Source organism: Clostridia bacterium (assembly GCA_017410375.1).
Lineage (GTDB): Bacteria > Bacillota > Clostridia > RGIG6154 > RGIG6154 > RGIG6154.
In genome coordinates, this window is sequence record JAFQQW010000016.1 from 136,168 (window position 1) to 147,574 (window position 11,407).

9 protein-coding genes are annotated in these 11,407 nt (G+C 42.7%); 3 read left to right on the forward strand and 6 right to left on the reverse strand.

Going from position 1 to position 11,407, the window contains the following annotated elements; genetic code table 11:
- Positions 1-192: 192 nt before the first annotated feature.
- Positions 193-1,470, forward strand: a complete 1,278-nt coding sequence (locus IJE10_02620) for an O-acetylhomoserine aminocarboxypropyltransferase/cysteine synthase (GenBank protein MBQ2967000.1) — start codon at positions 193-195, stop codon at positions 1,468-1,470.
- Between the two features lie 46 nt (positions 1,471-1,516).
- Here the strand turns inward: IJE10_02620 and IJE10_02625 are convergent, their stop codons facing one another.
- The 6 genes from IJE10_02625 to IJE10_02650 all read right to left on the reverse strand — a co-directional run bounded on the left by IJE10_02625 (position 1,517) and on the right by IJE10_02650 (position 10,153).
- Positions 1,517-4,444 carry an S-layer homology domain-containing protein gene (locus IJE10_02625; GenBank protein MBQ2967001.1) on the reverse strand — a complete coding sequence of 976 codons (2,928 nt, stop codon included), beginning with the start codon at positions 4,442-4,444 and terminating at the stop codon, positions 1,517-1,519.
- 118 nt (positions 4,445-4,562) lie between these two features.
- Positions 4,563-5,555, reverse strand: coding sequence for a hydroxyacid dehydrogenase (locus tag IJE10_02630; protein MBQ2967002.1), 993 nt, complete (start codon positions 5,553-5,555; stop codon positions 4,563-4,565).
- Positions 5,552-6,310 (reverse strand): TIM barrel protein, encoded by a 759-nt coding sequence (locus IJE10_02635; GenBank protein ID MBQ2967003.1) that lies wholly within the window; start codon positions 6,308-6,310, stop codon positions 5,552-5,554. Before IJE10_02635 ends, IJE10_02630 begins: the two co-directional genes overlap by 4 nt.
- Positions 6,311-6,324: 14 nt before the next feature.
- A complete protein-coding gene (locus tag IJE10_02640) occupies positions 6,325-8,100 on the reverse strand; it encodes an FAD-binding protein (protein MBQ2967004.1) in 1,776 nt (591 codons plus the stop codon).
- A gap of 15 nt (positions 8,101-8,115) precedes the next feature.
- Positions 8,116-8,844 (reverse strand): 3-ketoacyl-ACP reductase, encoded by a 729-nt coding sequence (locus IJE10_02645; GenBank protein MBQ2967005.1) that lies wholly within the window; start codon positions 8,842-8,844, stop codon positions 8,116-8,118.
- A gap of 13 nt (positions 8,845-8,857) precedes the next feature.
- Positions 8,858-10,153: a flavin oxidoreductase/NADH oxidase gene (locus IJE10_02650; GenBank protein MBQ2967006.1), complete on the reverse strand. Its 1,296-nt coding sequence runs from the start codon at positions 10,151-10,153 to the stop codon at positions 8,858-8,860.
- Positions 10,154-10,323: 170 nt separating this feature from the next.
- On the opposite strand from IJE10_02650, the gene spoIIID reads away from it, so the two are divergent.
- Both spoIIID and IJE10_02660 read left to right on the forward strand, forming a co-directional pair.
- The gene (gene spoIIID / locus IJE10_02655) at positions 10,324-10,581 is read left to right on the forward strand and encodes a sporulation transcriptional regulator SpoIIID (protein MBQ2967007.1); all 258 of its coding nucleotides are present in this window, start codon (positions 10,324-10,326) and stop codon (positions 10,579-10,581) included.
- A gap of 62 nt (positions 10,582-10,643) precedes the next feature.
- Entirely contained in the window at positions 10,644-11,240 is a 597-nt protein-coding gene (locus IJE10_02660) for an ATP-binding protein (protein ID MBQ2967008.1), read from the forward strand.
- Positions 11,241-11,407 lie beyond the last annotated feature (167 nt).

The following is an 11,407-nucleotide window of genomic DNA, read 5'->3' on the forward strand; positions in this document are numbered from 1 at the left end:
CCGCTCCGTTTAAAAACAACACTCCACCGACAATGCTTAAAATCAAAGGCATTTCTATCCACCTCCGCACTTTTTGTTCAACTTTATTTTATCATAGTATATATTTCATTGCAAGATATAATTATATATTGACTTTTTTACAAAAAAAAGCTATAATAAGGAATATAAATTATGAAAGCAGGTGTAAAAATTATGAAATTTGAATCCAAATGTTTGCACTCCGGTTACACCCCCGGAAATGGTGAACCGCAGGCAACGCCTATATATCAGAGCACCACATTCCGTTATCAGTCAACCGAACATGTGGCAAAGCTTTTTGATTTAACTGAAAACGGCTTTTTCTATTCCAGACTTGCCAACCCTACCGTTGACATGGTTGAAAAGAAAATTGCGGACTTAGAAGGCGGTGTGGGCGCAATGTGCACCTCCTCAGGTCAATCTGCATCCTTTATGTCTTTAGTTAACATTTTAGGTGCAGGCGATCATTTTATCGCTTCTGCTGCGATTTACGGTGGCACATTCAATTTATTTAATGTAACCATGCGCAAGCTTGGCATTGATGTGACCTTTGTAGACAATTATGCTTCCGAGGAAGACATTCAAAAAGAAATTCGCCCCAACACAAAGGCAATTTTCGGTGAAACCATCACCAATCCTTCCATTGAAATTTTTGATATTGAAAAGTTCGCAAACATCGCACACAAAAACAATATCCCTTTGATTGTAGACAACACTTTTGCAACGCCTTACCTTTGCAGACCGATTGAATTTGGTGCTGACATTGTTATTCACTCCACCACAAAGTATATGGACGGTCATGCAATCCAGATGGGCGGTGTTATCGTAGACAGCGGTAATTTTGACTGGGCAGCATCCGGTAAATTCCCGGAATTTACTGTACCGGACGATTCTTATCACGGTGTTATTTACACAGAAACCTTCGGTAATATGGCATACATCGTAAAGGCGCGTGTACAGCTGATGCGTGACTTTGGCTGTAATCAGACACCTATGGGTGCATTTTATGTAAGCCAGGGCTTAGAGACGCTTCCCATCCGTATGGAGCGTCATTCTAAGAATGCTGAAAAGGTTGCCGCATTCTTAGAAGCAAGAGATGATGTGGAATTTGTTACTTATCCTTCCCTTGACAGCTACAAGCATAAAGAACTTGCAAAAAAATATCTGCCTAACGGCTACAGCGGTGTTATCGCATTCAGCTTAAAGGGTGGCAGAAAAGCGGGCGAAGTATTTATTGACAGCTTAAAGCTGGCATCACTTGTGGTACATGTTGCAGACATCCGTACTTGCGTACTGCATCCTGCAAGTTCCACCCACAGACAGCTTTCAGAAGAACAGCTGTTAGAAGGCGGCGTAACACCCGGTCTGATTCGGTTGTCGGTTGGCTTAGAAAACATTGATGACATTATCGAAGACCTTACACAGGCATTGGATAAATCCAAAAACGCATAAAAATACACAAAAAAGGTTGAACTTTTGTTCAACCTTTTTTATTTGTTTATTTTACCGGAACAAGCTTGATTGCGGAAGCACGTACATTCATGCCGCCATCAATAGACTGTCCTGTGCAGGTATAAATGACTTCAGAGCTTGCAGGGTCGGTTACATCAATTTCCCCAACCAATGCCCAGCCTGCCTGCGCTGTAGCAACCTCTGCTTCACTCTTTAAAGCAAAGGACACTTTACCGATTACAGACTCTCCTGTTTTTGTTTTGAAAACAGGTTCAATATATCCGATTGTCGAAATATAGGGAGAAGCCCAGTAGTATACTTTATACTTGCCCGCCACTACTTTTTTCAACGGGAACGATGCTGTTTCGCCCGGCTTGTTTACCCAGTAATGCACACCGCCATCATAGCCGGGTGCTACTTTTGAACTTTTCCAGCCACTGCTGAGTACTGCCGGAATAACAATTTCACCGTCATACGAGGTGTTGTCAACAGGTGACAATTTAGAAGCCTCGGGTGTGGCAGAAGATGCCGATTCCTTGGCAATTTGCCAATCGATAGGTCCACCGTTTTCTACGCGGGTACCGAAATGTGTTTTGGCAGGATCATTTACATCTTCGGGTTTCTGCCAAACACGAACATAGTCAATAACCTGTGCGGTATTTTCCATATAGGGTTCCGCATACTCGGTATCGGGAAGCGAGCCTTCCGGAAGATTCAATGCGGAAGACAAAATGGGAAACTGTAATTCATCAATATTCTGATTGGGAACCGTGAAAATCACCATACCATCAAAGTAGTAAATCAATTCCTGTTCGTTCCACTCTATTGCGTAGGTGTGATAATCTGCCGACAAATCATACTCACTGTAATATCTTTCAGAGGTAGACACACGCTTGCCTAAAGTGTCGTTATGTAAGGTAGTTGCAACCACATTCGGATATCTGCCTTCATTGATATCAACCTCAAAATGCTGATCCTTTGCACCGGTGGAATGTACATTTTCCACCCAGTTTACATAGGTCCAGAATGCATTGTTGATATTCGGAGAAGCTGCGATTTTATAACGTGCTTCCCAGTAACCGTACTTCTGTGCAAACACAGAGGAACGCACCCATACAGAGCCGGTAGACCATTCCTTGTCCCCTCTGTTCTCTCTTTCACGCAAGGTCATAAGCGAAAGCGCACCGTCTTTCACAACCGCATTTTCAGGCCAACGACCACCAAGTAAGTTGCTCGGCGAACGATTATCGGAAGACCATACGCCCCAGTCTAAGCTATCGCCGAAGAATTCATCATTAAAGGTCATTATCCATTCCTGATTTGTCGGCGGGCCTGCCCATACAAACTGTTGCATAAATCTCTTTAAGATTACTGCGCCCTGTGCTCTTGTTGCATTATCCAATGCAGAAACGGTTGTTTCGGAAGTACCCTTGATGATACCTGTTTTGATTAAATATTTAAGCGCTTCTTCTGCCCAATCGGATACAGAATCGGTGTCTGTAAATTTCACATAATCATCGGGCATAGATTTAAGCCATTCGTCGTTTTTGCCGGTTGCTTTGATTGCGTTGTATGTAAAGAGTGCCATTTCCTGACGAGTAATGGGCTGGTTCGGCTTAAAGCCGTCATCGGTCGGCAAACCGTTTAATAAGCCGTTTGCTTTTGCGGTTGCCACGTAAGGTGCGTACCACTCTGTAGCCGGAACGTCTGCGTAAGATTCGCCTGAAATTAAGTTGTAGCCCATTGCACGGTCTAAAATGGTTACATATTCGGCGCGGGTAATCTGTGCTTCGGGGTCAAATAAGCCTTCGCCAACGCCCGAAACCAATCCTTCGTTTGCCATATACTCTACATCGTAATGCGCCCAATGGTCTGCCATATCGGAAAAAGCGTTTAAGGGGGCGCAATCCGAACGAACAGCATCACGTTTTTCATCCGGTGTTACATACACGGTTGTACCGGAATCTGCATAGGTAAAACGTATGGTCGATGCTCTGGTATTCTTTCCGAGCTCCGAGTCCTCTTCAGGCTTCACACAAACAAGCTTTACAAACTCTGTTTCGGGATTGCCTGCAAAATCAAAGGTACCTAAGGATACCCATTCGCTCTTGGTAAGAGTTGTGGGATCTAAGATTTTTTCATCTACTTTGCCGTTGTGATGTACTTCGTATTTAACCTGCGGATTCTGATTCGCTTTCCAGTACAAAAGATATACAGAAACCTCAATGTTACCGGCATCAGTCATTTCGGGATAGTAAGTCATGGTTGCTTTTTCATCTACACCCGAAATCCACATAGTCTGCGGAGAAGCCGCCATAGGTCCTAAAATCGTGGTAGAAGAACGCCAATGGCTGTCACCGCCTGTCCAGATGCAGTAGCCTGTAAGCGGACCATCGATGGATTTTACATCCGAAACAGTTTCTTCCTCTTTCACTTCTTCTTTCGGTGCAGACGTATCGGTAAGCGGTTTATCGGTAGGAACCAGTTTAATGGCGCTGGCACGAACATTGCCGCCGTCTACTGTCATAGAGAAGTTTTCCTCACCCTTGCCTGCAAAATCATAAACGCCGAGAGAAAGCCAACCGGGCGCAACCGTTTCGTCCTCCTTGATTTTCGTATCAATTATTACGGTATCTTCTTTTCCGTTATGCTTGATAATACCGGTATTTTTAGAAGAATTCTTCTGGTGCGGCATCGCCCAGTAGTACAATTCGTAATTGCCCGCCTTGATATCTCTGATTACATAGGTAGCACAGTCACCATTTGTTTGCGAATAGGTATGACCTGCCCCGTCATAATTCAAAACTGCTTTTGAATCCTTCCATGTACCAACCGTATTGGTTACTGGAATAACCATTTCGCCATCCAGTTTTTCGGTTGAGTAGGTTTGTTGTGATGCAACGCTTGCCGCAAATACAGGCACGCAGGAAATCATCATGCATAAAACCAAAACACTTGCAACAATTTTTTTCATTATTCATCCCTCCTATCTATATCATAACACAAAAAAAGAGAACTTTCTTTACAAATATTGCTGAAAACATTGCATTTATTGCATTTTTAAAGCACCACAAAACGTGGTGCTTTAAATTTTAAGCCATTGTTTCTAACATCTTAAGGGTTACAACATATTTCATAGGCTCATTATTTAAGTAACGCTCCGCTTCTTCGGCCATATAGTCGCCCATACGCATGCATTCGTCTCCCGCACTGCCTGCAATATGAGGTGTTAAGAACACGTTGGGCATTGTGTAAAATGGAGACCGCGATTCGGGCGGTTCCGGGAAAGTAACATCCAAAACTGCCGTACGGTCAGGCTCTGCCTGCAAAGCAGCAATCAAATCCGCTTCTACCACCTGCGCTCCTCTGCCCGTATTGATAAAGGTTGCGTTCTTTTTCATTTTATTAAAAAGTGCACCATTTAAAAGGTTCTGGGTTTCGGGAAGGTTTGCGCAATGGTTGGAAATGGTCTGACAGTTTTCAAAGATATATTCTAAAGATGTCAAGGTTACATTTAAAGCTTTCGCTTTTTCTTCAGAGCAGAAGGGATCGTATGCATAAACATCCAGCTTGAAATTTTTAAGCATTTCTGCAACCCCTGCACCGATTGCACCAAGACCAATCAGACCAACCTTTGTATTAAAGTTTCCGGTATAGGTGTTAAAAAGTGCGCGCGAGGCGTCTCTTGTTTCTTTGGAATTTATGCGACTTGCAACCTGATAAAAACCTTTATTGGCAAGAATAATCTGCGAAACAGAATACTCAATAACCGGAACACTGTTCGCCATCCAGGCACTGATAACCGGAATGCCCTTGTTTAAAAACGGTCTTGCAAACGCCTGCACAGAGCCTGCACCGTAAAATACAATTTTAAGCTTAGGGAAATATGCATCAATTTGCTCGGGCGTGTACGCCGGCATGCCCCAGGTTGAAAAAATGCATTCCACATCTTTTAGCCGGTCAGAATTATGAATGGTATAAATTCCATCATAAAAATCAAATTTCTCTTTTAAGAGTTTTTGTGTCTCAGGACTGTAAACTCTATCGATAATTCCATTAGAATTGCTGATAAATGCCGCTTTCATTTATACTCCTCCGCTTCTTTTAAAATTTCAAACAATGTTTGCGCTTCGCCCTGCAGATAACCGATGTCATTATCCGGAACAAACTCCAAAAGCTTAACAACAGCCCTGCCTGAAAAGGCTTTGATGTATGCTGTAAGCTCCTCCTTTGCATCTTTTAAGAAACGACGAACCGAATGGTTTTCCCAATAGAAAAGATGCAATACATCCACATACGGCATCACCTTTTCCGCTTCTTTTAAATTTTCTTCCTGGGAAAGCTTGTAAAAGGGTTGCCAGTAAATACCACAGTTTGGTTCATTGATCTCCTGCAACAACCGATACGCACTGTCTCTGCAATCGGTCAGGGTATTCGGATGATACTCAAAATCAATTTTAATGCCGTATTCTGCCGCTTTTTTGCAAACCTCTTTTGCCTCGGTCGTCCATGCTTTTCGAGTTTCCTCATCTGTTTCCGCACTTCCCTTTCCGCCTGCCCAGATTCGGATAATATCTGTGTCAAGAACTTTAGCGGATTCTAAAAACGGTACAATATTCTGATTCTGCCCAAGCTTGTAATACGAGCCATAGGAAGATGTTTTTAAGCCTGAGGCATCCATTTTCACTTTAACCGCTTTGGCAGTTTCAACATCCCCCTCGGGAACATGCACATCGCTTCCCCATTCTATATACTTAAGTCCTGCTTCTTTTACGGCATCTATAATTTCGTCTACCGTATGCTGTCGAAACGAAATGGATACCAAACCACAACTTTTCATGCTTATCGCTCCTTTTATTGGTTGTTATACACCTTTTCAAACCAAACTTCGCTTTCAGGAATAGGTGCAGGCATTTCGGTATATGCTTTGCCGTTTTCTGTATAAACAACAAGTCCGCTGTCATCCTCTTTATCACACCCTACCGTCATGGCACTGCCACGGGCACCGATTTCCTTACACCAAAGTGCCATTGCACACAAAACCTCCTGCATGGTGATTAACATATCCTTGTATTTTAAGAATGCGCCTACCTTTTTTTCAGGAATTTCAGTTGCATTTTCCAAAAGACCTCTTACTTCCGCCTGCATTTTTTCGATTTCAGTTAAATCACGAGAAAAGGCAGCAAAATCACTCATTTTTTGCTGTAACATCGCTTGTTTTTCGGAAAAATCGGTTTCTTCAGACGTAAATTTTAAGCCCGAAAGATAATCAGTTGCCTCTTGTTTCAAATCTACACGCTGTTCTCTTTTCGATTTTACAACATGCAACGCAGAGCGCATAGAGCTGACCTGTGTGGAATTCAGTGCCGAGCCACCCGGTCTGTAAACACCGAAAACACCTGCCACTTCACCCGCGGCATACAAGCCGTCCACAGTTGTCTGATAGTTTTTATCTACCGTAAGACCACCGTTCTGATGCTGTGCGCAAACAGCCACACGAAGCATTTCGGTTTTCAAATCAATATTATGGTCTAAATAAAGCTGATACGCTTTTTCATTCATGGCAAGTAATCTGTCAATCGGTTTTTCCTGCATGGCTTCGGAATTTTTAAGATATGTGTATGCCTCTTCAGGAAGTGCATCAAAGCTAAAGCCTTTAGGATTTTCCATAAAATCCATGTACACCTTTCTTCCCTTTAAAATTTCCTGATGTACCAAAATATCCACCAGAGAAGATGCGTCTTTTTTACGGCTGTCGAAGGGCCATTGGTAGCCTTTACGGAAGGTGTAGAGCAACACTTCTTCATTGGTCAGAGTATCATACAAAAATTCGTACTTATTGCCCTGTTCGTCCACAGAGATATAGCGCGGCAGCACCTGCTGATAGGTGCCCGACACATTCCATCTGAAATCGGTAGAGGCTAAACCGTACTGCCATTCAGTAAGGTTAGAGGTTTTGGCACCGATTTCGATGGCAAGACCACTCATGCCCGACTGAGAAAGCGGAAATACAGAGTCCCTGTAAAGGTATGCACTACCGCCTGTTGCTAAAATAACAGCAGGGGTCTCAATCAGCACAAATTCATTATGCGCTTTGTTGTATGCTAATGCACCACAGATTTTGTTCTCTTTTTTAAAAAGTTTAAATACCATTGTGCAGTCCAAAATCTGAATATTTTTGGAAAACACCGATTTTTCTAATGCTTCTGTCATGTATTTGGATGTTAAAGGTCCAACCGATGTTGCGCGTTTTGTGTCGTCATGGTCAGTCTGATAGCCTACAAATTCACCAAATTCATTTTTTGGAAACGGCACACCTAAAGTACAGAGCTTAAAAAAGCACGACAAAGAATTGGCACTTTCGGTAAGAGCCAATTCCCCTGACATTGCCTGCCCCTTAAAATAGCTTTCCGCCATTTTCCCTACACCGTCTACACAGTCATGGGACAAAGACATTTTATAATAGGTCTGCTTGTCACTGCCGGTATTTCGGGATGTTCCCATTTTAATACCTTCGGTGGCAAGGATAATATCTGTAAGCCCGTTATCGTATAAGGTGTCTGCCGCATTAAAGCCGGCACAGCCCGAGCCGATAACCAGGCAGCTTGTCTGATAAGTTTTAAAATTCATAATAGGCACCTCCGATTACAGTCTCTGCAAATGGAAACCGCCGTCTACATCTAAAGACTGACCTGTAATGTAAGGAAGCGTGCCGTTACAAAGGGCAAACACACCGCAAGCAATGTCTTCCGGCTCGCCCCAACGTTTGATGGGAAGTAAACCGCCATCAATCAGGTTGTCGTATTTTTCTTTTACGGTAGAGGTCATGCCCGTGCGGATGATGCCGGGACGGATTTCATTTACCATAATGTTTTCACAAGCCAATCGGTCCGCAAAAAGCTTTGTAATCATGCTGACACCTGCTTTGGAAATGCAGTATTCGCCACGGTTGGTGGAAGTTGCATACGCAGAAAGCGAGGAAATGTTTACAATGTAACGTTCTTCGTTGTTTTTGTGTGCAACCATATGATTGGCAACAGCCTGGGTTAAGAAGAATGTACCTTTGGCATTGATATCCATCACAAAATCATAGCTTTCTTCTGTCATGGTTAAAAGGTCAGCGCGTACCTTTGGCGCAACACCTGCGACATTTACCAGTACATCAATCGCACCTGTTGCTTTTGCCGCCTCTGCAACCAGCTTTTCTCTGTCGGATGCACAGGAAAGGTCGCCCTTCACATATGTGAAATTCGCTTCATTTTCAGTATAATCCCCCACATCCATACCGGTTACATGAAAGCCTGCACCAAGTAATTTATCTTTAACTGCTTTGCCAATGCCACCAAGGCATCCTGTTACAATTGCACTTTTCATTTTCAATTCCTCCTTATTTCTTTAAAACGTACTGTTTGTAGTACGGCATATACGTTTCGCTGTCACGGATTACACAGCCTGCAACGGTACCTGCACGCATCAGTTCAGAGCATTTACCGCATGCAATACAGCATTTTTCCTGCTTTGCACCACCCGATAACATATCCTTTGCAAAATCAGGATACGCAAAAGCCTGTCTGCCAAAGCCTGCAATTTTACAAACACCGTTTTCAACGGCACCTGCCGCCACATTTTCCGATTCTTTACCCATATAGGAAAAGCCTGAGCCCATAATAACCATATCCGGATTCTCTTGCTGAATTTTACCCACGCACTTCATCATTCTCTCTACCCCCGTAAGCGGAGCCTCGGGTGATTCGTAAGGACCATGATTAAAGGGACGGTTTACATGGGGATTTACATAAGGGTTACCGATTGTAATATCTAAAAGCTCGAAATCAAATTTTTCCTTTAAGGTTTTGACAACCTGAAGCGGTTCGTCAAGCACTGGTGTTAATCCTTTTTCTTCGGTTACACCAAAACCATACGGGTACGGAAAACCGTCATAGGCATTCATACGGCTGGTTACAATAAAATCTTTCCCCGTATTCTGCTTTGCCTGTGCAATAGAATTAAAATAAAGGCGTGTTCTGTTTTCATAGCTTCCGCCATATTCGCCTTTACGAACATGTGCTCCCATCAGCTCGCTCATTAAATACCCGTGACAACATTTAATGTCTACGCCGTCAAATCCTGCTTGTTCAGCGAGCTTTGCGGTTAAACCGAATTTTTCTTCCAAAGCCTTCAGATAATCGTCCGATAAAATATGAGATGCGTCAATCGGATTATCCTTTTCAAAAATGGGCTTGTTATATGCAATCAAAGGTGCAGGCGTACCTTGGGGCTTGGAATATCTGCCCGAATGGGTTGCTTGCAGAATGATAACGGGATTGATGCCGTTTTCTTTCATTGCGGTTTCACGCATGAATTCCACTTCATATTTAAAGCTGTCTAAATTCTTCTCGGTTAAAAAGAGCTGTCTGGGATTTGCTCTGCCTTCATTGACAACCGCACAAGCCTCCGCCCAGATTAAACCGGCACCGCTTTTGGCAAAGCGTTCATAACGTCGATGAGTCAGCTCGCCAAACGCACCGTCTGCGGTGCCATCACAGCCTTCCATCGGCTGAATTGCAATACGGTTGGGTGCAACTTTACCCGACACAGTAATGGGTGCGCACAGTACACTAAGATTTTCGGAATAAGGAATGTTATAACCCTGTTCCTGAATTTTGGATTTGAGATTTTCCATAAAACCGCTCCTTCAACTTACTTCATTGTCTTAAGTATAGCATTTAAATAACAGCTTGTAAACCAAATTATCGATAAAAAAGGTTTGAATTTCGAAACAATTTAATTTTTGTCATAACAAAACACTTTACCCATATACTGTTAACAAGAAGATGAGGAGTGAGCCATTGTATGAAAAATTATATCGAAAAACGTGTTCTCTCACTTGCAGATTACATCATAAGGCACAAGTGTACCGTTCGGAATGCCGCAAAAGAGTTTAACATTTCAAAGTCCACTGTCCACAAAGATGTAGCATACCGTTTAGAACACATCAATCCCAAACTTTATCAAAAAGTGCGTCTGATTTTGGATGACAACCGGGAAACGAGGCATATACGGGGCGGAAACGCAACAAAGCAGAAATATTTAGCCTTACATAAAAGCTAGGTGTATCTTGACGAATTTTGTTTTTTGATGTATACTTAAGAAAAAACAAAACGGAGATACCAATGAAGAATTTTAAAAAAATTGTCATTACAGGCGGTCCCTGTGCAGGAAAAACCACTGCACTTGAAAAAATACGCAAAAAATTTGAGGCTGACGGCTACACCGTAATCATTGTGCCCGAAACCGCAACTGAGCTTTTATATGGTGGTATTGCCATTGATTCTATGGAAACGCGCCTTTTTCAAAAAACACTTTTAGAACTGCAATTACACAAAGAAGCTTGCTTTTTAAAAGCCGTTGAAGATATGAATCGCGAAAAAATCATTCTGTTTTTCGACCGCGGTGCAATCGATGGAAAGGCCTACATGAAGGACGAGGAGTTTTTGCAGAATTTAAACGAACTAAATCTGACCGAAGCCGAATTGTTTGCACGATACGATGCAGTAATTTGCTTAGAAACCGCTGCAAACGCACCGGGTAATTTGTATCAGACCGAAAACAATTTTGTGCGGTTTGAATCCAAAGAAGGTGCAATTGCCGTGGACAACAGACTTTTTGAGGTGTGGAACAATCACCCGAACTTCGCTTTCATTCCCGCAAAAGAAGATTTTGACGAAAAAATCAGTTTTTTAATGAAAAGCATTGAAAAAATAATATAAAATAAGCGAAACAGCAAGCTGTTTCGTTCAGCGTGTCGATAAACCTATCGACACGCTGTCAGAGTGCGAAAAAGGAAGTTATATTTTGTCAATTTGAATTCGTCGGCGTACAGAGGTACGGTAGAGTTCAAATTGACAAAAAGCAAGCAATGGAGCGGAATCCTCGA

What these genes read in the sequence shown, in the direction of transcription:
- IJE10_02630 (MBQ2967002.1), bottom strand. Translation starts at nt 5,555, where the DNA reads ATGAAAGCGGCATTTATCAGCAATTCTAATGGAATTATCGATAGAGTT.
- IJE10_02660 (MBQ2967008.1), top strand. Translation starts at nt 10,644, where the DNA reads ATGAAGAATTTTAAAAAAATTGTCATTACAGGCGGTCCCTGTGCAGGA.
- IJE10_02645 (MBQ2967005.1), bottom strand. Translation starts at nt 8,844, where the DNA reads ATGAAAAGTGCAATTGTAACAGGATGCCTTGGTGGCATTGGCAAAGCA.
- IJE10_02625 (MBQ2967001.1), bottom strand. Translation starts at nt 4,444, where the DNA reads ATGAAAAAAATTGTTGCAAGTGTTTTGGTTTTATGCATGATGATTTCC.
- spoIIID (MBQ2967007.1), top strand. Translation starts at nt 10,324, where the DNA reads ATGAAAAATTATATCGAAAAACGTGTTCTCTCACTTGCAGATTACATC.
- IJE10_02620 (MBQ2967000.1), top strand. Translation starts at nt 193, where the DNA reads ATGAAATTTGAATCCAAATGTTTGCACTCCGGTTACACCCCCGGAAAT.
- IJE10_02640 (MBQ2967004.1), bottom strand. Translation starts at nt 8,100, where the DNA reads ATGAATTTTAAAACTTATCAGACAAGCTGCCTGGTTATCGGCTCGGGC.
- IJE10_02635 (MBQ2967003.1), bottom strand. Translation starts at nt 6,310, where the DNA reads ATGAAAAGTTGTGGTTTGGTATCCATTTCGTTTCGACAGCATACGGTA.
- IJE10_02650 (MBQ2967006.1), bottom strand. Translation starts at nt 10,153, where the DNA reads ATGGAAAATCTCAAATCCAAAATTCAGGAACAGGGTTATAACATTCCT.